We start from the raw sequence: 19,101 nt of genomic DNA on the forward strand, positions 1-19,101 counted from the left end.
AGCAGGGGGGCATCTGCATCAGACCGGGCCGCGCGGCATAATTGGCGCTTCTTTCATGCCCCACACCATGGCCTGCCTGCACCTGTCCACCGCCGCCCGCCTGCGCCGCTCTGCCCTTGCCGCAGAGCTGCCCGCGCGTGCCTGCGTGCTGCGTGCGCTGCACACCCGCCGCCATGGCATTCCCACCGCATTCGTGAGCCTGAGCGGTGTCACGGCCATGCTTTCCGCCGCCGTGCGGATGGCTTGAAGCACACAGCTCACATCCTCCGCACGGCCTTCCCAAACAGCATTTCCCAGGTGCCTGGGAGAGGTACGTCCACGTCTAAGGCGTCCGTACCGCCACGCGCACCGCATCTTGCTCAAAGGACGATCCGGAGGTCAGCCATGGACATGGAACTCACTCAAAATTTCTTGCGCGGCAAAAATCCCTGTGCCATGGGTTATCGCTGGTTTGTGCGCAACAACCTGGCCGGCGGCGACTACCAGGCCGCCATGGACACCCAGGTGGCCGCAGGCCGCGTGGAAGATGCGCGCTGGCTGCTGGAGAACTTCGGCTCCACCAACAGCGTGCTGGAGCTCGAGCACCTGGAGGCCGACCACTTCGTCTATGCCGGCACCCTGATCGTGCACGGCGATGTGCGCGTGCCCGGCCAGCTGCTGGTGGGCCGCAGCCTGCAGGCGGGCGGCGGCATACGCGCCGGCAAGCTCGAAGCGGGCGAAGAGATTCAATGCGGCGGCGCCATCTTCGCCGCTGAGCTGCTGCAGGCCGGCGGCAGCATCAAGGCGGCCTGGAGCGTGGAAGTCGAAGGCGAGCTGCGCGCCGAAGACCTGCGCTGCGGCTGGGAGCTGAGCGTCGGCGGCCATGTGAAGCTCAAGGGCAATGCCCATATCGGCCAGGAAGTGCAGGTGCAAGGCGATATGCACTGCGGCAAGGGCCTGAAGGCAGGCGGCGCCATCGAGGTGCAGGGTCTGCTCGATGTAGGTCATGGCATTGCCGGCAACGACGGCATTCTGTGCGGCAACCATATCCAGGCCGGCTGGGGCATCAAGGCCCAGGGCGATATCCGCGCGGCCTGCAGCATCCGCAGTGGCGAGACCCTGCAGGCTGATGGCGAAATCGCGGCCGGCCCGGGCTATGGCGTGTTTGCCGGCATGAATGTGCAGATGCAGGCCTGGCCCGACTGCGCCTGGGTGCGTGCGCTGAAAAAGCCCGAGGCGCTGATCAGCGGCTTCTGGGAAGGCCGGCCGGCCTTCGCCTAGACGTTGGTCGGGTTAAGGGGCAAACAGGCAAAATAGCTTTTTTGACCCAAGGTCGGCGCCCGGCGTCCGCCTGTTGATAAGAGAGTCTGCCCCGTGTTTACCGGCATCATTCAGGCCGTGGCAAAGATTGCCGCGCTGCGCGACCAGGACGGCCTGCGCACCTTCATCATGGAGTTCCCCGAAGGCTTCTGCCAGGACCTGGCCATTGGTGCCAGCGTCTCGCACGACGGCGTCTGCCTGACGGTGACCGAGAACCTCTCGCCCACCAGCGCCAGCTTTGATGTGATGCTGCAAAGCCTGAACATCACCACGCTGGGCAGCTACAAGGCCGGCGACACGCTCAATGTGGAGCGCGCCGCCAGGGATGGTGCCGAGATTGGCGGCCACCCGCTGTCGGGCCATGTGGACTTCACGGCGCCGCTGCTGGAGGTGATGCAGACCGAGACCAACCACAAGATCCGCTTCGGCATTCCCGAGGCCTTCCGCCCCTATGTGTTTGCCAAGGGCTATATCGCCGTCAACGGCGCCAGCCTGACGGTGGCCGAGGTGAATCGCAAGGAGGGCTGGTTCGAGGTCTGGCTGATTCCCGAAACCCTTCGCATGACGGTGTTCGGCGACAAGAAGGTTGGCGATCTGGTCAATATCGAGATCGAGCGCAGCACCCAGGTGGTGGTCGATACCGTGCGCGAAACCGTGGAAGCCAGCCTGGGCCGGCTCAAGCCCGTGCTCGAAGCCCTGCTGCAGGAAAAAGGCCTGAGCCTCGACGATTTTGTGGATGTACCGCAACTGCCCAAGCCATAACCCTGGATGCGGGGCAAGCGCCGGAACATCTTCCGGCGCCCACCCCATGCCCTGCTTTCAGAGGACGGGCTTGAAGCGCTTGAGCCGCAGCGCGTTGGAGAGCACGAAGACGCTGGACAGCGCCATGGCCCCAGCGGCAAACACGGGCGACAGCAGCATGCCGTTGAACGGGTAGAGCAGACCCGCCGCTACCGGTATCAGCGCCACGTTGTAGGCGAAGGCCCAGAACAGGTTCTCGCCAATGTTCTTCATCGTGGCCTTGGACAGCGCAATCGCATTCGACACTCCCGAGAGGTCACCCGACATCAGCACCACATCGGCAGCCTCGATCGCGATATCGGTGCCCGTGCCGATGGCGATGCCCACATCGGCCTCGGCCAGGGCCGGCGCATCGTTGATGCCGTCGCCCACATAGGCCAGAGTCCCATGCTCGGCCTTGAGACGCTTTACGGTTTCGACCTTGCCGCCCGGCAGGACCTCGGCCACCACCTCGTCAATGCCCAATTGCCTGGCGATCGCCTCGGCCGTGTGGCGGTTGTCGCCGGTAATCATGGCCACCTTCAGGCCCAGCGCATGCAAGGCATCGATCGCCGGCTTGGTGGTGGGCTTGATGGGGTCGGCCACGGCAATCATGGCCGCCACCTTGCCGCCGATGGCGGCATACAGAGGCGTCTTGCCTTCGCTGCCCAGGCGCTCGGCCTCGGCCGCAAAGCCGTCAACGCTCAGGCCAAGTTCGCGCATGAAGCGGTCGGCACCGATCTCCACCTGGTCGCCCAGCACAACGGCACGCACGCCGAAACCGGTCACCGATGCGAAGTCGCTGATGGATGGAATCTCCAGTCCCTCTGACTTGGCAGCATCGACAATGGCGCGCGCAATCGGGTGCTCGCTGCGGTCTTCCACGGCGGCTACCTGCGCCAGAACGACGGCACGTTCAAACCCCTCGGCCAGCACCAGATCGGTGAGCTCGGGGCGACCACGGGTCAGCGTGCCGGTCTTGTCCACAGCCACCACCCTGGCATCCTTGAGCTGCTGCAGTGCCTCGCCCTTGCGCAGCAACACTCCCATTTGCGCGGCGCGGCCGGTTCCCACCATGATGGAAGTCGGCGTGGCCAGCCCCATGGCACAGGGGCAGGCAATGATCAGCACGGCCACCGCATTGACCAGGGCAAAGCTCAGTGCGGGATCGGGACCCCAGATCAGCCAGACCACAAAGGTCAGCAGGGCCGCAGCCATGACGGCCGGCACAAACCACATGGTGATCTTGTCCACCAGCGCCTGGATCGGCAGCTTGCTGCCCTGGGCCTGCTCCACCATGCGGATGATCTGCGCCAGCAGCGTGTCTGCCCCGACCTTTGTAGCGCTGAAAGCCAGCGCGCCATTCTGATTGACCGTGCCTCCCACCACTTCGGCGCCCTCGGCCTTCTCGACCGGCACGGGCTCGCCGCTGATCATGGATTCGTCGACAAAGCTGTGGCCTTCGATGACTAGGCCATCGACGGGAATGCGCTCGCCGGGGCGCACTTCGATCACATCGCCGGCACGCACCTGGGCAATGTCGATTTCCTGCACCACGCCGCCCTTGCGCACGCGCGCCGTCTTGGCCTGCAGCTGCACCAGGCGGCGAATGGCCTCCGAGGTATTGCCCTTGGCACGCGCCTCCAGAAAGCGGCCCAGCAGGATCAGCGCGACGATGACGGCCGCGGCTTCGAAGTACACATTCACCGTGCCTGCGGGCAGCCATTGCGGCACAAAGGTCGCGACCACCGAATAGGCGAATGCCGCCGAGGTGCCCACCGCGACCAGCGAATTCATATCGGGCGCTGCGCGCAGCAGCGCGGGCACGCCTTTCTCGAAAAAGCGCCGACCCGGCCCGAACAGCACCACGGCCGTCAGCACGAACTGGATGTACCAGCTGTTCTGGGTGCCGATGCTGCCCGAAATCCAGTGATGGAAGGCCGGCACCATGTGACCGCCCATTTCCAGCACAAACACGGGCAGTGCGAACACGGTCGCAAAGATCAGCGAACGCTTGAGCGACTCGCGCTCCTGCGCCTGGCGCAGGGCTGCGGCGTCCTCGCCAGTCGCAGCAGCGTCGTGCTGCACGGGTTGCGCTTCATAGCCGGCCTTTTCGATCGCCGCAATCAAGCTGCTTACATCCACGCTGCCCTGCAGTTGCACGCTGGCACGCTCGGTCGCAAGATTCACCACAGCGTTCTGGACACCGGGCACTTTCTTGAGCGCACGCTCCACGCGGCCCACACAGGACGCACAGGTCATGCCGCCCACCTGCAAGTCCACGCTTTGCGCAGGTACCGCATAGCCTGCTTTTTCAATCGCCGCCACGGCCTGAGGCAGGATGGCCGCAGCCTGCGCCGGATCGGCCACGGTGAGGCTGGCTTTCTCCGTGGCCAGATTGACCACGGCCTCCTGCACACCTGGTACTTTCTTGAGCGCCCGCTCCACCCGGCCCACGCAGGAAGCGCAGGTCATTCCTTCCACAGACAGCTCAAAGGCTCCGCTTTTGGTCAGTGCATTCATCGCGTTCTCCATTCACGTTGAAGGCAACTGTAGAGATTGACATCATGTAAAGGTCAAGCCCTCGACAAAAACCTCTACCGGCAGGGTGCAAAACCTGTGGCGGTTCAATCTGCGATTTCGGGCAGTCCGAAGTGCTGCAGCAGGCATGCCTCGGCCTGTGCAAGCATGGCCTGCAGGCCTTGCCGTGTGGAGCTGGCCATGTGCGGCGTCAGCACCGTATTGGGCAGGTCGATCAATGCCTCAGGCACTTGCGGCTCATGTGCAAACACATCGAGTGCCGCCGCCGCAATCGTGCGTTCCTGCAGAGCCTGCTGCAATGCCGCTTCATCGACGATGGAGCCGCGCCCCACGTTCACCAGCACGCCCTGCGGCCCCAGGGCCTGCAGCACGCGGGCATCGATCAGCCCCCGGGTTGCAGGCCCGCCGCTGGCGCAGACCACGAGAAAATCCACCTCGGCGGCCAGCTCCAGCACGCTGTCACACCAGCGGTACGGCACATCGTTCTTGGGAGCGCGTCCCGTATAGGCAATCGACATATCAAAGGCCTGCGAGCGCCTGGCCACGGCACGGCCGATGCGCCCCAGGCCGACGATGCCCATACGTTGCCCCGAAAAGCGCAGGGTGGGCGGATACCGCCCTTGCAGCCAGCGCCCCTGCCGCACAAACTCATGGGCCTGCACGATCTGCCGCGTGGCAGCCAGCAGCAGGGCCAGCGTGTGATCGGCGATGTCTTCGGCACAGACCTCGGGCGCCTTGCTCACCTTGATGCCCAGTTCTGCGGCTGCGTCGAGATCGATGCCGTCCCGGCCCACGCCGATGACGACGATCAGCTCCAGCGCCGGCCACTGCCGCATCTGTTCCCGGCTGACGATGGACTGGGCATTGCACAGCATGGCTCGCACCTGAGCGCACAGCTCGCTGCGCCGGGCGCTGCCGATCCCGGCTGCCTCAAGCAGCTCGAACTGCCGCTGCAGTCTCTCGTGCATGGCTGGCGCCAGCGCCGTGTGAAGCAGCAGCAGGGGACGCTGCGGGTTCGGTGATTCATGGATGGACATGGGAGGGCTTCCGGTTGATCGATGCAGTCTTCGCTTCCCGCCAGCAGCGGGCGCAAAGCAAAAGCGGGCCTACTCCAGCACGCCGGGATCGCGGCGAATTTCCTCGCGGCACATGGCCTCCCAGAGGAAGGGAAATCCGTTGAGGTCGGTGCGCGCTCCGGTCGCCTGGATCACTGCATCGCTCAAGGGGGTGCCGCCACCGAGCGCCTGCACCCGCCAGGCCAGGCGGCAGCGCCACTCCAGCGTGATGGCACGCAGATGCGCCTGTCGAATGCTCTCGCCCACCACCAGCGCACCATGATTGGCCAGCAGCGCCCATTTGCTCTGGCCCAATGCGCTGGCCACGGCATTGCCCAGCTCGCGCTGCTCCACCGTGCCCCGGTATTCGTCATAGACCACGGGGTCGGTATCGACCAGGGCCGAGGTCTGGTCATACACCGGCGGCACCTTGCCCGTGGCCGACCAGACCGAGCTCCACTCGGGATGGTTGTGGATGACCACGCGCACATCGTGGCGCTTTTCATGCACGTCCATGTGCAGCCGGATGGCCGGAGTGATGTTCCAGTCGCCCTCGATCACCTGGCCTTGCGCATCCAGTCTCAGGATGTCCGAGGCCGTCAGCTCGCTCCAGGTCAGCTCCCAGGGATTGGCAAGATAGCTGCCGTCATCCAGGCGCAGCGTGATGTGGCCCGCGATATGGTCGTTATAGCCTTCGCGCGAGAGCACGCGGCACAACAGCGCAAGCTGCTGGCGATCACCGAGCGCTGGCAGCAGCGGCTTGCGGCCCGGACGCGGCGCGTATCTGGACAGCAGCTCCTGGTTTATTCCGTCGTGGCGCATGCTGCCTCCTGTTCGTGGTGCTTCTGGGCGGCAACGCCCTGGCGTGCAAACACTGATGCCCGGTGCATGCGACGCTGGTGCGGCGCATAGTCCATGATGGCGTTGTGCACCACGCTGCGGTTGTCCCAGATCACCATATCGCCCAGCGCCCAGCGGTGCTTGAACAGGAACTCCACCTGCATGCAGTGCGCATGCAGATAGGCCAGGATGGCACGGCTTTCGGCCTGTGGCAGACCATCTATATGCGTGACATAGGTGGGGCTGACGTAGAGCGCCTTGCGCCCCGTGAGCGGATGCACTTGCACCATGGGGTGCAACTGGCGACGGTTTTGCGCGACCACTTCCACATAGCGCTCATGCGTGCAGATGCCATGCTGCAGCGCCGCCGTCATGGGGCTGTTCATGTCATGCCAGGCACTCAGACCATCGAGGTACTGCTTCATCTGCGGCGACAGCGCATCGTAGGCACTGGTCATGCTGATCCAGCAGGTATCACCTCCCGTGGGCGGCAGGATGCGCGCATGGGTCATGGTGACGACGGGCGGACTGGGCAGAAAGCTCTCGTCGTGGTGCCACATATCGGCGCGGTCGCCGAGCTTGGAGTCTATGACTGTGATCTGCTCATAGCCCTGGCCCAGATTGGGATAGAAGGTATGGACTTCGGCCTCGCCAAAATGACGGGCAATCGCCAGATGCTGGTCGGGCGTCATATCGGGCACATGCAGCACCAGTGCTTCATGTCTGAGCAGGGCGGCTTCCAACTCCTGCAAGGTTTGCGCAGACAACGGGTCTGCCAGGTCCAGCTTCAGCACTTCGGCACCGATGCGCGGGCCGAGAATCCGAACCGAGATGGGGGATGACATGGGCTTTCTCCTCTATGCAATGTCTTGCCCGAGTGCAGTGCTCCTGTCTCCTGCACAGCGTCTGCCTCAGGCTCTGTCGGGCCGCTCCTTAGCGCTAGGATGGTGAGCAGCCTGGTACAAAGTCTAGGCAGAGGGAGTGCGTTTTTCCACTCGCATTCCGGCCCCCTCAAAGACGTCGCAAGTCATTGATGGAAAAAGAAAAAATCAGCACCAACAGATAAACCGAGGACAGGACTTGCATTTCATGGACGCGCCCACCACCCCACGCCCCAAGGACCAGTTGCCGCAACCGCGCAAACAGCCTGTACAGGCACGCTCCAGAGCGCTGGTCGATGCCATTGCCGAAGCCTGTTTGCGCCTCCTCGAAAAAGAGGGAGAGGACGCTCTCACGGTCAATCGCATTGCAGAAGTTTCGGGTGCTGCCGTGGGCTCCATCTACCAATACTTTCCCAACAAGGAGTCCATGATTGCGGCAGTGTATGAACGCCTGCTCAATCAGGAATCCGAGCAGCTTTTCCAGATGCGCGAGCAGTTGCAGGGTCTGCCGCTCGAAGCCATATTGCGCCAGATCTTTGCGAACATGATTCGGGTCGAGCAGCGCCTGCATCAGCTCAGCCATGCTTTCCATGCGCGCTATCGCACGGCATTGCATCTGGGCCTGTGGCATGCACCGCAGGCCAGCCGGGAGGAATTCATCAACACCACCTGGCTGCCACTGCTGCAGATGCATGGCTCGCAGGTACAGACCGACAACCTGCCACTGGCTGCCTATCTGCTGGGCCAGGGCCTGCGCGAGATCATTCACAGCGCCGTGCACGATGTGCCGCAGCAGGCCCGCTCACCCGAGTTTCTCGACGCACTGGTGGCCATGGCCATGAGCTGCGTGAAACGAGGCTAGAAAAACAAAGCGCGACACAGAGGTCGCGCTTCGAGCGGGGCTGGCTATGTCTAGCGGATATGCGCGATCACGGCGCTCAAGGTCTGCGCAGAGCCGGCCTGCGCGGCCAATGTGACACGACCGCTCTTGTGGGCCGAGACCTGCATTTCCATTTTCATGGCCTCCATCACGGCGATCACATCGCCTTCCTTGACCTCATCGCCATCGGCAACCTTCCAGGCATGCAGATTGCCGGCAATCGGCGAGATGACCGCGTCAGGGTCCACGCTTTGCTGCGCGGCGGCCTGAGCCACGCCCGTCGTCGGCGCAGACAGACCTTGCAGCAGCATGGCGGGCAGGCCCAGCTGGACGCGGCGGCCGTCGATCTCGATGGCGGTGCGCAGCAGGCTTGTGTCGGCCACAGGTTCGGCGCGGGCTGCCTCTGCCAGCGGCTCGGCAAACTCGGTCTCGATCCAGCGGGTGTGGACATTGAAGCCCATCGTCCCCACGAAGTCGGCCTGATTCAGCACGGCTTTGTGGAAGGGCAGCACCGAAGCCACACCCTCGATGCGGAACTCGGCCAGCGCGCGGCGCGCACGGGCCAGGGCCTGCTCGCGCGTGGCCCCGGTGACGATGAGCTTGGCCATCATGGAGTCAAACGTTCCGGGGATCACCGAGCCGGTTTCGACACCCGAATCGAGTCGCACGCCCGGCCCCGAAGGTGGGGCAAAACGCGTGATCAGACCCGGGGTAGGCAAAAAGCCGCGCCCCACATCTTCGGCATTGATGCGGAACTCGATGGAGTGGGCGCGCGGCGGCGGAGTCTGCGTGAATGACAGTGGCAAGCCATCGGCCACGCGCAGCTGTTCCTGCACCAGATCGATGCCCGTGGTTTCCTCGGTCACGGTGTGCTCGACCTGCAAGCGGGTATTGACCTCGAGGAAGGAGATGGCGCCATTGCCGCTGAGCAGGAATTCCACGGTTCCGGCGCTGATATAGCCTGCCTGCGCACAGATAGCCTTCGCCGCACTGTGAATGCGTTCACGCTGCGCCTCGGTGATGAAGGGTGCGGGCGCTTCTTCCACCAGCTTCTGGTTGCGGCGCTGCAGCGAACAGTCGCGCGTGCCCAGCACCACCACATTGCCGTGCGTGTCGGCAATCACCTGCGCCTCGATGTGGCGCGGCTTGTCGAGGAACTGCTCCACAAAGCATTCGCCGCGGCCGAAAGCCGTCACGGCCTCGCGCACGGCAGAGGCATACAGCTCGGCCACTTCGTCCATGCGCCAGGCGATCTTCATGCCACGGCCACCGCCGCCAAAAGCGGCCTTGATGATGATGGGCAGACCATGCTGCTGGGCAAAGGCCAGCACTTCGTCGGCATCCTTGACGGGATCGGGCGTGCCGGCCACCAGCGGCGCTCCGACCTGCAGCGCAATCTTGCGCGCCTCGACCTTGTCGCCCAGCTTGGCAATGGTGTCGGGGCGCGGGCCGATCCAGATCAGACCCGCATCCAGCACGGCCTGCGCAAAGGCTTCGCTCTCGGACAGAAAGCCATAGCCGGGATGAACGGCGTCGGCGCCCGAACGCTTTGCAATCGCAATCAGCTTGGCGATGTTCAGATAGGTGTCGGCGCTCTTGTCGCCATCGAGGCCGTAGGCTTCATCGGCACGGCGCACGTGCAGGGCATCGATATCGGCATCGGCATAGACGGCGACGGACTTCACGCCATAGTCGGCGCAGGCTCGCGCGATGCGCACGGCGATCTCGCCACGGTTGGCAATCAGAACTTTGTTAATCATGGTTGCCACCTCAGGAAGCACAAGACAAGGATGCGAGACCGCCGCTGCCTGCTGCGCAGGCCCGGCAATCTGTTGAAACCGCTGCTGCGCAGCAGTTTTCGCCACGGTTGGCAATCAGAACTTTGGTAATCATGGAAGGTCCTCACAAAGTGGGTGTGAGTTCTTCAAAAGAACGAACAGGGTTAAAACGAATCCAGGCACCTACGGGAATCTGTCCCGCAAGATCCAGATGATGGGGTGCCACGCAGCCGATGACGGGATAGCCGCCAGTCAAGGGGTGGTCGGCCAGAAACAGCACGGGCTGGCCGCTGGCAGGGACCTGGATGGCCCCCAGCGGCGTGCCTTCGCTGGGCAGCTCGCTGCTCACGGCGCGCGTCAGCGCCTGTTCGCCGGCAAGGCGCAAGCCCACGCGATTGGACTGAGGCGTGACCTGCCAGCGCTGGGCCGCCAGCAAGGCCACGGCCTCGGGCGTGAACCAGTCGGTGCGCGGGCCCAGCTCCACATCCAGCACCACCTCGCCGTCCGGGGCCGGCAGGTCCTGCGCGGGCAGAGCCAGCTCGGCCACCACGGCATGGCGTGCCGTCTGCACCACCAGCAACTGGCCGCTGTGCAGGGCGGGCGGGCCGACATGGGCCAGGGTGTCCGTCGAAGCGCTGCCCAGCACGGGCGCCACCTCATAGCCGCCGCGCACCGCCACATAGCAGCGGGCACCGGCCACGGGCTGGGCAAGGCTCAGCGTGTCTCCATCGGCCAGCGCAATCGCGGCATAGCGCGGCGCAGACCAGCGGCGTCCGTCGGCCGTGATGATGCTAAGAGGCGCCTCTGCACCGGTCACGGCCACTACGTTCTCGCCCACGCTTTGCAGCGACAAGCCACCGCCTACCGTCTCCAGCACCGGTAGCTGGCTGGCATTGCCGACCAGCCGGTTGGCCGTCTTGAACGCCGCCTGATCCATGGCTCCGGAGGCCGAAACGCCCTGCCCGGCCTGGCCGTGGCGCCCCATATCCTGGAACAGCGTGAGCAGACCCGTGGCGCGCACACGCAAGGCCCCGGCATTCGCCTCAAGATTCGTAGCTGCTTGTGCATGCTCCTTATTGATTTCAGATACTTTTCCATCTGAAATCGAATTAGATCGAGCGCTAGCAGCTCCCTTTTGCATAGCAATATCGACAAACTGCACGCGGTAGCCGGGCTGCAGCAAAGCCGGCAGATCACGCGCCAGATCCCACATGGCGGCGTCGGTGACGCCGATGATCTGCCAGCCGCCCGGGCTGGCCTGTGGATAGACCGCGCTGAAGCTGCCGGCCAGCGCCACCGCACCGGCCGGAACCTTGGTTCGCGGCGTGGCACGGCGTGGCACGTTGAAGATGGGATCCCCGCCGCTCAGGTAGGCAAAGCCCGGCGCGAAGCCGGTAAAGGCCACCGACCATTCGCTGCCGGTGTGGCGGCGCACCACTTCTTCGGCCGTGATGCCCAGTATCTGGGCGACTTCGGCGAGATCCTCGCCGTCATAGCGCACGGGAATCTGCACCAGCACGTCCGAGCGCTGCACGCTGCCGCTGAGATCGCACTCGGCAATGCGCCGCACCAGTTGCGCAGCGCCGATGATATGGGGCGCAAACTGCACAAGAATGGTACGCGCGGCAGGCACCAGCTCCTGCACGCCTTCTATGGGCTGTGCCTGCAAGGCGCCCAGCAGCACCAGCGTCTGCTGCAGGTCGGCCAGCTCCACCAGGATGGCGTGGCGGTTGACGGGCAAAAAGCGCATGGCACTCATGGCGCGGTGTCCACAAAGGAGGTGATCTGCACGCCCTCTTGCTCGAAGCGCTGGCGGATGTTGCGCGCAATGGCCACGGCACCGGGGCTGTCGCCATGCACGCAGATGGAATCGGCCTGCACACGCACCAGAGAGCCGTCCACGGCCTCGATCACTCCATCACGCACCAGCGTCAGCATGCGCTGGGCAATCAGGTTTTCGTCGTGCAGCACGGCACCAGGCTCGCGGCGCGAGACCAGGGCGCCATCGGGCGTATATCCGCGATCGGCAAAGGCCTCGGCCACTACGTTCAGGCCCGCCTCGCGGGCCCAGTCGATCAGGGGCGCACCTGCCAGAGCCATCAGCACCAGCCTGGGATCGATGGCCTTGATGGCATTGATCACATCCATGGCCTGACGCTTGTCCTGGGCAATGGTGTTGTAGAGCGCGCCGTGCGGCTTGACATACTGGACGCTGGTGCCGGCCGCCTGCGCCAGACCTTGCAGAGCGCCGATCTGGTAGATCACGTCGGCCACCAGATCGCCGCTGGCCACATCCATGTTGCGACGCCCGAAACCCGACAGGTCGCGGTAGGCCACATGTGCGCCGATAACCACGCCGCGCGCCTTGGCAGCCCTGAGCGTGGTCAGCATCCCGGCCGGGTCGCCAGCATGAAAGCCGCAAGCCACATTGGCGCTGCTGACGATGTCCAGCATGGCCGCATCGTCGCCCATGCGCCAGGCGCCGAAGCTCTCGCCCAGATCGCTGTTCAAATCCATTTTCATCATTCGTCTCCCGGTCGGCATCAATGCAGCTGACCTGCGTGTTCCTGCAGATCCTGCTGCACCGTCATGGCCGTATGAATGGCTGTGCGTATGCCCTGAATCTGTGTCTCCAGCGCCATGCTGGCCATGCCTGGCTGGCGCGCGGCCTGCTGCGGCAGCGCGGGTATGTGAATAAAGCCGCCGCGCACGCCGGGGCCCGCACGGCGCGACAGCCTGTGCATCAGGGCATAGAACACATGGTTGCAGACAAAAGTGCCCGCCGTGTTCGATACAGAAGCCGGAATGCCCGCGTCCCGCAGATGGCGCACCATGGCCTTGATCGGCAGGGTCGAGAAATAGGCTGCGGGCGCATCGCGCACCACGCACTGATCGACGGGCTGATGGCCCGCGTTGTCCGGAATGCGGGCATCGTCGATATTGATGGCCACGCGCTCCGGCGTGATTTCCGAGCGCCCACCGGCCAGCCCCAGGCTGATGATGAGCGCGGGCTGCAGCCGCGCCAGCGCCTCATCCAGCGTCGCCATGGCCGCGCCAAACACGCAGGGCAGTTGCACGGCATGCACCACGCCATCCGCGATCAGCTCGCCGTCCAGCGCGCGCGCCACTTCCCACGATGGGTTGACGCTATCTTTATCGAAGGGCTCAAAGCCGGTCAGCAGGATTCGCTTGGCAGCGGCAGTCATGGCAACTCTCTCTTATCGGAACATCAGGAAGTTGAGCAGGAACACATTGACGATCAGCAGCGTGATGGCCGTGGGAACCTGCGCACGGATGACGGCATTTTTGTCAATTTCCAGCAGTGCTGCGGGCACCAGGTTGAAGTTGGCCGCCATGGGCGTCAGCAAGGTGCCGCAGTAGCCCGACAGCATGCCGACCGCAGCCATCACGGCCGGGTCTCCATGGTAGACGCCAACCAGCACGGGCACGCCCACACCGCCCGTCATCACCGGAAAGGCCGCAAAGCCATTGCCCATGATGACGGTGAACAGCGCCATGCCGATCACATACACGGCCACGGCCACAAAGCGCACATCCATGTTGATGTAGGTGGTGGTCACATAGGCCACTGCCTTGCCCACGCCGGCATCCGAGAACACCAGGCCCAGCATGCCCAGCATCTGCGGCAGTACCAGGGCCCAGCCCAGTGCGTCGATCAGGCGGTGCGACTCGCGCAGGCCCTGCACGGGGGTCTCGCGTGTCATCTTGCAGGCCAGCACCAGCGCGATCACGCAGCCGATGCCCAGACTGACCAGCGTGCTGTTCTTGGGGTCGATCAGGGGAGTGCCGCCAAAGACCAGATGCTTGGCCGACAGCGTGCCTACCATGGTGATCAGCGGGATGGCCAGCGCCGGCACGAACAGCTTGTTGCCCAGGCGCTTGGCGCTTTCCAGGTACTGCGCATCGGTGCGCGGCTGGTGCTTGCCGCCCATCACGCCGCCGAAGCCGGCAATCAGGGCCATGACGACCGCGACCGCTCCCACCCATACGGGCGGCAGCAGATCACCGACGAGGAACACCAGCGCGTACAGCGCCCAGAACAGGCCCGCCGAGAAACGGCGCGGGTTGCTGCCGTCGCGCAGTGTCATCAGGGCCGTCACCGCCAGCACCAGGCCGACGAGGTAGTACAGGTATTGAATGGTGATAGTCATGCCTGTTCTCCCTGAGCGGCTTTCTTTTCCGCAGCAATTTCACGCGCCAGTTGCTTGTCCAGGCGATGCAGGCGCAAGGCATGGATGGCAAATGCCGAGATGGCCGTGGGAATGCCCCACAGCGCGACATGAATCGGCTCGACCTCGATGCCCGCCTCCTTCAGGAAAGTGGTCATCAGCACGATCGCACCGAAGGCCACGAAGATGTCCTCACCAAAGAACAGACCCACGTTGTCAGTGGCAGCCGACATGGCACGCAGCTTCTCGCGCACCTTGCCCGACAGCTTGCCGTAGCGGTTTTCCGTCGCGCCTTCGGCCATGGGGGCCAGCAGCGGACGCACCATCTGGGGATGCCCGCCGAGGCTGGTCAGGCCGATGGCTGCCGTGAGCTGACGCGCTGCCAGGTAGACGATCAGCAGACGGCCGGCTGTGGCCGACTTGATGGAGCTGATCCAGTTTTGCGCATGCTGACGCAGGCCATGGCGCTCCAGCAGCCCGATCACGGCCAGCGGCAGCAAGATGATGAGCGGCAGGTTGCGGGTCTTGATGAAGCCGGTCCCGATGGCGGCCAGAACCTTGTCCAGCGGAAAGCCCGCGGCAAAGGCTGTACCGATGGCGGTCACGATGACCACCAGCATGGGGTTAAAGCGCAGCGCGAAGCCGGCAATGATGATGAGCACGCCGATCAGCGGCCACAGGTTTACGTCTACAGGCATGGAAGCCTCCGGAAATCACGCCCTGATCCGCTGCGCGGCGGGCTCTACCAAAGACGGGAACGCTATCGGCAACCCCGCCCAGCTCTTTTGAAGAAGGTTGATCAGCTCTGTTTCAGATCTGCTTCATTCCCCAAATTGTTGAACAATCTATTTAAATTGATTCCACAAATGAAATTGTTTGCAGAACAAATAGACTTTGTAATAGAGCAAACCCTAGGTCGCGCCACTCTTTTGGATTTCTCTGAGCCAACAGAACGATGGCTACACTCTGGCGACAGCCAAAAGGGAACGCCATGAAAGTCGCCGCAGAGGTTCAGAACCTGACCGAACGCATCGCCGAAGAAATACGCAGCCAGCTGGTCAAGGGCGTGCTGAGCCCGGGCCAGCGACTGTCCGAAGCGGCACTCAGCGAAGCGCTGGATATTTCGCGCAACACCTTGCGCGAGGTGTTCCGCATGCTGACCAAGGAAGGTCTGCTGGTACACGAGCCCAACAAGGGTGTATCGGTGGCCGTGCCCAGCATGGCGTCCATCATCGACATCTATCGAGTGCGACGCATGATCGAGTGCCAGGCCCTTGCACAGGCTTACCCCATGCACCCGGCGCTGACGCGGATGCGCGAGGCCGTGGAAAGCGGCCAGCGACACAGCGAGGCCGAAGACTGGTCCGAGGTGGGCACCGCCAATATGGCGTTTCACAAAGCCATCGTGGCCCTGGCCGACAGCGAACGCCTCAACGAGATGTTCTCGCATCTGCTGGCGGAGCTGCGCCTGGCCTTCGGCCTGCTGCGCGACCCGCATTTCCTGCATGCCCCCTATGTAGGCATGAACCTGAAGATTCTGCAGATCTTCGAAGCCGGCAGGCCCGCGGAGGCGGCGCAGGAACTCAGTGCCTACCTAGTGCATTCGGAACGCATCATTCTGGCCGCCTATGCCCGGCGTCTGGCAGAGGCGGGGATCAAGGCTCCCTGAAATTTCTTGTTCAACAATCACAACCAACTCAATGGAGGCAAGAAAGAGAACGCCCTACGCTTTATAAAAACTCGTTGAAATCCCTCATGGATACCTGTTGAGACAAATGCTACTTTTGGCACAACTCTTGCCTGAGTTCATTCGTCCGCATCTCTTATCCAAGGAGTTTTCATGAAGCGTCGCATTTTCTGCGCCACCGCCACCTTGCTCGCCGGCATCGGCATAGCCGGTCATGCAATGGCACAAACCAAGTGGGATTTCGCCACCGCATACGGGCCTGGAAACTTTCACTCCAAGAACAACGAACTGTTTGTGAAAGATGTGGATGCGGCCACGGGCGGCAAGCTCAAGATCACGCCGCACTTTGGTGCATCGCTGTTCAAGATGCCCGAAATCAAGCGTGCCGTCCAAACCGGCAATGCACAGATGGGCGAGTTCTTTCTGGTGAGCTTTCAGAATGAGTCGCAGATCTTCGGCACCGACGGACTCCCGTTCCTGGTGAGCAACTATGAGGATGCCTACAAGCTCTATCAGGCTCAGAAACCCGCGCTGCAAAAGCTGCTGGACAAGCAGGGGCAGGTGCTGCTGTATTCCGTGGCCTGGCCGCCCCAGGGCATCTACACCAAAAAGCCCGTCAACTCCGCGGCCGATCTCAAGGGCATGAAGTGGCGCGTCTACTCGCCGACCACGGCCCGCATTGGCGAGCTGATCGGCGCCCAGCCCGTGACCGTGCAGGAGGCAGAGCTGTCCCAGGCACTGGCGACCGGCGTGGTGGATGGCCTGATCACTTCCAGCGCGACCGGCGCCGACAACAAGCTGTTTGAAAGCCTGAAGTACTACTACAACGTGCAGGCCTGGATTCCCAAGAATGCCGTGACCGTGAGCAAGAAGGCCTTTGGCGCACTGGACAAGAGCACGCAGGAGGCCGTGCTCAAGGCCGCTGCTGCCGCCGAGCAGCGCGGCTGGAAAGAGTCCAGGGAAGTGGATGCGCGCTCGATTGCCGCCCTCAAGCAAGGCGGCATGCAGGTCGAGCAGCCCTCCGCCCAGCTCAAGGCCGACCTGGGCAAGATCGGTGCGACCGTGATCAAGGAATGGACGGACAAGGCCGGTGCTGACGGCCAGGCCATTCTCGACGGCTACAAGGCTGGCAAGTAAGGCGCAGATTGCATCTGGCCGCCCGCCCCTGGCATTCGGGGCCGTGCGGCCGATGACCTCATCCGCTCAGGAAGACAAGTATGCGCAAGTTACTCAACAGCCTCTATGACGGCAGCGCCTGGCTTGCCGGCATCGCCATGATCGGCGTGCTGGCGATGGTGCTGCTGACCATCACCAGCCGACTCTTTGGCTTCAGCGCCCCGGGCACCGATGCCTACGCAGGCTACGCCATGGCGGGCGCCGGCTTCATGGCCCTGGCCAGCACCTTGAAGAAAGGTGAACATATCCGCGTCACCCTGCTTCTGGGCGCGCTCAAGGGCAAGGCCTACAAGGCGCTGGAATTGACCGCCCTTGGCGTCGCCACCATTCTTTCGGCCTTTCTGGCTTTCTATTCCGCGCGTCTGGTGTGGCAGTCCTGGGAGATCGAAGACATCTCCGTGGGCATAGACGCCACACCGCTGTGGATTCCGCAGATTTTCATGGCTCTGGGCACACTTGTCTTCTTCATCGCGTTCTGCGACGAACTGGTGCTGGAGCTGCTGGGCAAACGCAAGGCGGTAGAGAAGGAGGGAACCCCTCATGAATGAAATCACCGCAAGCATTGCACTGATTGTGGTGCTGCTGGTCCTGCTTGGCGGCGGTGTCTGGGTCGGACTGACGCTGGCGGGCGTAGCCTGGTTCGGCATGGAGTTCTTCACCGCGCGCGCTGCGGGCGATGCCATGGCCATGACCATCTGGGGCTCTGCCAGCAGCTGGACCTTGACGGCTCTGCCGCTGTTTGTCTGGATGGGCGAGATTCTCTACCGCACCAATCTGTCCGAGAGCATGTTTCGCGGTCTGGCACCCTGGGTCAATGCGCTGCCGGGCCGCCTGCTGCACACCAATGTCATCGGCTGCACGATTTTTGCGGCAGTGTCCGGCTCCTCGGCCGCCACCTGCGCCACCGTGGGCAAGATGAATGTGCCCGAGCTGCGCAAACGCGGCTATCCCGAGAACATGGTGATCGGTTCGCTGGGCGGCCCCGCCACACTGGGTCTGCTGATCCCGCCCTCCATCATCTTGATCGTCTATGGCGTGTCGGCCGAGCTGTCGATCTCCAAGCTCTTCATGGCGGGCGTGCTGCCAGGCATCATGCTGGCCCTGATGTTCAGCGGCTGGATCGTGGTCTGGGCCTTGATGAACCCGGACAAGGTGCCCAAGGCCGACAGCTCCATGAGCTTCAGGCAAAAGGTCTACGAGTCGCGCCACCTGATCCCCGTCGTGCTGCTGATCTCGGGTGTGATTGCCAGCATCTACAGCGGCATTGCCACGGCGACCGAAGCGGCCGGCATAGGCGTGATGGGAGCACTGATTCTGTCGGCCCTGCAAGGAGCTCTGACCTGGAAGAACTTCAGGGAATCGCTGTTCGGCGCCACCCGTCTGTACTGCATGATTGCGCTGATCCTCGCCGGTGCAGCCTTCATGACCTTGTCCATGGGCTATATCGGTCTGCCGCGCCAGCTGGCCGAATACGTGGGCAGCCTGAACCTGTCGCCTGCCATGCTGATTGCGGTGCTGGGCCTGTTCTACATTCTCATCGGCTGCTTTCTGGACGGCATCTCCACCATTGTGCTGACCTCCAGCGTGGTTCTGCCCATCATCCAGGCCGCAGGCATCGACCCCCTGTGGTTCGGCATCTTCCTCGTGATCACTGTGGAGACCGCCCAGATCACGCCACCGGTGGGCTTCAACCTGTTCGTGCTCCAGGGCATGACGGGCAAGCAGATCACCTATCTGGCCCGCGTCTGCGCACCATACTTCCTGCTGATGGTGCTGGCACTGGTCATCCTGTGGTTCTTCCCGCAGATCGTGACCGTGCTGCCCAATAATATGTAAGCAATATCGTTGTGCACAAACGCCCTGAAAGGGGCGTTTGTCATAGGTGCGCCAGGATGGCTGCATGCATGCCAGAACATGCAGGCTTCAGCGCCGGGATGTGGATGCCGAATCCATCTGACAGGGTGTTACGAAAAATGCACACTACGCTGTTAGAT

General features: G+C 63.3%; 18 protein-coding genes. 8 read left to right on the forward strand and 10 right to left on the reverse strand.

Features of this window, described 5'->3' with window-relative positions; genetic code table 11:
* The first annotated feature begins 55 nt into the window (after positions 1 to 55).
* The 3 genes from CTATCC11996_RS06605 to CTATCC11996_RS06615 all read left to right on the forward strand — a co-directional run bounded on the left by CTATCC11996_RS06605 (position 56) and on the right by CTATCC11996_RS06615 (position 2,061).
* The gene (locus CTATCC11996_RS06605; protein ID WP_003074297.1) at positions 56 to 247 is read left to right on the forward strand and encodes a hypothetical protein; all 192 of its coding nucleotides are present in this window, start codon (positions 56 to 58) and stop codon (positions 245 to 247) included.
* 137 nt (positions 248 to 384) lie between these two features.
* Positions 385 to 1,260 carry a hypothetical protein gene (locus CTATCC11996_RS06610; protein ID WP_003074299.1) on the forward strand — a complete coding sequence of 292 codons (876 nt, stop codon included), beginning with the start codon at positions 385 to 387 and terminating at the stop codon, positions 1,258 to 1,260.
* A gap of 93 nt (positions 1,261 to 1,353) precedes the next feature.
* Entirely contained in the window at positions 1,354 to 2,061 is a 708-nt protein-coding gene (locus tag CTATCC11996_RS06615) for a riboflavin synthase (protein WP_003074301.1), read from the forward strand.
* Positions 2,062 to 2,118: 57 nt separating this feature from the next.
* Here the strand turns inward: CTATCC11996_RS06615 and CTATCC11996_RS06620 are convergent, their stop codons facing one another.
* The 4 genes from CTATCC11996_RS06620 to CTATCC11996_RS06635 form a co-directional block, all read right to left on the reverse strand.
* A complete protein-coding gene (locus tag CTATCC11996_RS06620; RefSeq protein ID WP_003074304.1) occupies positions 2,119 to 4,602 on the reverse strand; it encodes a heavy metal translocating P-type ATPase in 2,484 nt (827 codons plus the stop codon).
* A gap of 104 nt (positions 4,603 to 4,706) precedes the next feature.
* Complete coding sequence (locus CTATCC11996_RS06625) at positions 4,707 to 5,657, reverse strand: 2-hydroxyacid dehydrogenase (protein ID WP_003074305.1); 951 nt, start codon at positions 5,655 to 5,657, stop codon at positions 4,707 to 4,709.
* A gap of 69 nt (positions 5,658 to 5,726) precedes the next feature.
* Positions 5,727 to 6,497 carry a class II aldolase/adducin family protein gene (locus tag CTATCC11996_RS06630; RefSeq protein WP_003074307.1) on the reverse strand — a complete coding sequence of 257 codons (771 nt, stop codon included), beginning with the start codon at positions 6,495 to 6,497 and terminating at the stop codon, positions 5,727 to 5,729.
* Positions 6,479 to 7,360, reverse strand: coding sequence for a TauD/TfdA dioxygenase family protein (locus CTATCC11996_RS06635; RefSeq protein WP_003074309.1), 882 nt, complete (start codon positions 7,358 to 7,360; stop codon positions 6,479 to 6,481). The genes CTATCC11996_RS06630 and CTATCC11996_RS06635 overlap by 19 nt, the downstream gene beginning before the upstream one ends.
* A 244-nt stretch (positions 7,361 to 7,604) precedes the next feature.
* Between CTATCC11996_RS06635 and CTATCC11996_RS06640 the strand changes: the two genes are divergently transcribed.
* Positions 7,605 to 8,258, forward strand: a complete 654-nt coding sequence (locus CTATCC11996_RS06640; RefSeq protein WP_003074311.1) for a TetR/AcrR family transcriptional regulator — start codon at positions 7,605 to 7,607, stop codon at positions 8,256 to 8,258.
* A gap of 50 nt (positions 8,259 to 8,308) precedes the next feature.
* Here the strand turns inward: CTATCC11996_RS06640 and CTATCC11996_RS06645 are convergent, their stop codons facing one another.
* The 6 genes from CTATCC11996_RS06645 to CTATCC11996_RS06670 all read right to left on the reverse strand — a co-directional run bounded on the left by CTATCC11996_RS06645 (position 8,309) and on the right by CTATCC11996_RS06670 (position 14,942).
* Entirely contained in the window at positions 8,309 to 10,033 is a 1,725-nt protein-coding gene (locus CTATCC11996_RS06645) for an acetyl/propionyl/methylcrotonyl-CoA carboxylase subunit alpha (protein WP_034348322.1), read from the reverse strand.
* A 145-nt stretch (positions 10,034 to 10,178) separates the two neighbouring features.
* Positions 10,179 to 11,804 (reverse strand): 5-oxoprolinase subunit B/C family protein, encoded by a 1,626-nt coding sequence (locus tag CTATCC11996_RS06650; protein WP_034348324.1) that lies wholly within the window; start codon positions 11,802 to 11,804, stop codon positions 10,179 to 10,181.
* A 5-nt stretch (positions 11,805 to 11,809) separates the two neighbouring features.
* On the reverse strand, positions 11,810 to 12,577 hold the full coding sequence (locus CTATCC11996_RS06655; RefSeq protein ID WP_003074316.1) for a LamB/YcsF family protein: 768 nt from the start codon (positions 12,575 to 12,577) through the stop codon (positions 11,810 to 11,812).
* Between the two features lie 20 nt (positions 12,578 to 12,597).
* Positions 12,598 to 13,260: a pyroglutamyl-peptidase I gene (gene pcp, locus CTATCC11996_RS06660; RefSeq protein ID WP_003074318.1), complete on the reverse strand. Its 663-nt coding sequence runs from the start codon at positions 13,258 to 13,260 to the stop codon at positions 12,598 to 12,600.
* A gap of 12 nt (positions 13,261 to 13,272) precedes the next feature.
* Positions 13,273 to 14,226 carry a DUF979 domain-containing protein gene (locus CTATCC11996_RS06665; RefSeq protein WP_003074320.1) on the reverse strand — a complete coding sequence of 318 codons (954 nt, stop codon included), beginning with the start codon at positions 14,224 to 14,226 and terminating at the stop codon, positions 13,273 to 13,275.
* Positions 14,223 to 14,942 (reverse strand): DUF969 domain-containing protein, encoded by a 720-nt coding sequence (locus tag CTATCC11996_RS06670; protein WP_003074322.1) that lies wholly within the window; start codon positions 14,940 to 14,942, stop codon positions 14,223 to 14,225. The genes CTATCC11996_RS06665 and CTATCC11996_RS06670 overlap by 4 nt, the downstream gene beginning before the upstream one ends.
* Before the next feature lie 293 nt (positions 14,943 to 15,235).
* Between CTATCC11996_RS06670 and CTATCC11996_RS06675 the strand changes: the two genes are divergently transcribed.
* The 4 genes from CTATCC11996_RS06675 to CTATCC11996_RS06690 all read left to right on the forward strand — a co-directional run bounded on the left by CTATCC11996_RS06675 (position 15,236) and on the right by CTATCC11996_RS06690 (position 18,943).
* Positions 15,236 to 15,913, forward strand: coding sequence for a GntR family transcriptional regulator (locus tag CTATCC11996_RS06675; RefSeq protein ID WP_003074324.1), 678 nt, complete (start codon positions 15,236 to 15,238; stop codon positions 15,911 to 15,913).
* Positions 15,914 to 16,084: 171 nt separating this feature from the next.
* On the forward strand, positions 16,085 to 17,068 hold the full coding sequence (locus CTATCC11996_RS06680; RefSeq protein WP_003074326.1) for a TRAP transporter substrate-binding protein: 984 nt from the start codon (positions 16,085 to 16,087) through the stop codon (positions 17,066 to 17,068).
* An 80-nt stretch (positions 17,069 to 17,148) separates the two neighbouring features.
* Entirely contained in the window at positions 17,149 to 17,655 is a 507-nt protein-coding gene (locus CTATCC11996_RS06685; RefSeq protein WP_003074328.1) for a TRAP transporter small permease, read from the forward strand.
* On the forward strand, positions 17,648 to 18,943 hold the full coding sequence (locus tag CTATCC11996_RS06690) for a TRAP transporter large permease (RefSeq protein ID WP_003074330.1): 1,296 nt from the start codon (positions 17,648 to 17,650) through the stop codon (positions 18,941 to 18,943). Before CTATCC11996_RS06685 ends, CTATCC11996_RS06690 begins: the two co-directional genes overlap by 8 nt.
* The last annotated feature ends 158 nt before the right edge of the window (positions 18,944 to 19,101 follow it).

The sequence above is a fragment of the Comamonas testosteroni ATCC 11996 genome (genome assembly GCF_000241525.1).
GTDB classification, from domain to species: domain Bacteria; phylum Pseudomonadota; class Gammaproteobacteria; order Burkholderiales; family Burkholderiaceae_C; genus Comamonas; species Comamonas testosteroni.

Excerpts from the sequence above, each read along its gene's own strand:
- CTATCC11996_RS06605 (WP_003074297.1), top strand. The coding sequence starts at position 56 with ATGCCCCACACCATGGCCTGCCTGCACCTGTCCACCGCCGCCCGCCTG.
- CTATCC11996_RS06610 (WP_003074299.1), top strand. The coding sequence starts at position 385 with ATGGACATGGAACTCACTCAAAATTTCTTGCGCGGCAAAAATCCCTGT.
- CTATCC11996_RS06620 (WP_003074304.1), bottom strand. The coding sequence starts at position 4,602 with ATGAATGCACTGACCAAAAGCGGAGCCTTTGAGCTGTCTGTGGAAGGA.
- CTATCC11996_RS06625 (WP_003074305.1), bottom strand. The coding sequence starts at position 5,657 with ATGTCCATCCATGAATCACCGAACCCGCAGCGTCCCCTGCTGCTGCTT.
- CTATCC11996_RS06630 (WP_003074307.1), bottom strand. The coding sequence starts at position 6,497 with ATGCGCCACGACGGAATAAACCAGGAGCTGCTGTCCAGATACGCGCCG.
- CTATCC11996_RS06635 (WP_003074309.1), bottom strand. The coding sequence starts at position 7,360 with ATGTCATCCCCCATCTCGGTTCGGATTCTCGGCCCGCGCATCGGTGCC.
- CTATCC11996_RS06640 (WP_003074311.1), top strand. The coding sequence starts at position 7,605 with ATGGACGCGCCCACCACCCCACGCCCCAAGGACCAGTTGCCGCAACCG.
- CTATCC11996_RS06650 (WP_034348324.1), bottom strand. The coding sequence starts at position 11,804 with ATGCGCTTTTTGCCCGTCAACCGCCACGCCATCCTGGTGGAGCTGGCC.
- CTATCC11996_RS06655 (WP_003074316.1), bottom strand. The coding sequence starts at position 12,577 with ATGAAAATGGATTTGAACAGCGATCTGGGCGAGAGCTTCGGCGCCTGG.
- pcp (WP_003074318.1), bottom strand. The coding sequence starts at position 13,260 with ATGACTGCCGCTGCCAAGCGAATCCTGCTGACCGGCTTTGAGCCCTTC.
- CTATCC11996_RS06665 (WP_003074320.1), bottom strand. The coding sequence starts at position 14,226 with ATGACTATCACCATTCAATACCTGTACTACCTCGTCGGCCTGGTGCTG.
- CTATCC11996_RS06670 (WP_003074322.1), bottom strand. The coding sequence starts at position 14,942 with ATGCCTGTAGACGTAAACCTGTGGCCGCTGATCGGCGTGCTCATCATC.
- CTATCC11996_RS06675 (WP_003074324.1), top strand. The coding sequence starts at position 15,236 with ATGAAAGTCGCCGCAGAGGTTCAGAACCTGACCGAACGCATCGCCGAA.
- CTATCC11996_RS06680 (WP_003074326.1), top strand. The coding sequence starts at position 16,085 with ATGAAGCGTCGCATTTTCTGCGCCACCGCCACCTTGCTCGCCGGCATC.
- CTATCC11996_RS06685 (WP_003074328.1), top strand. The coding sequence starts at position 17,149 with ATGCGCAAGTTACTCAACAGCCTCTATGACGGCAGCGCCTGGCTTGCC.
- CTATCC11996_RS06690 (WP_003074330.1), top strand. The coding sequence starts at position 17,648 with ATGAATGAAATCACCGCAAGCATTGCACTGATTGTGGTGCTGCTGGTC.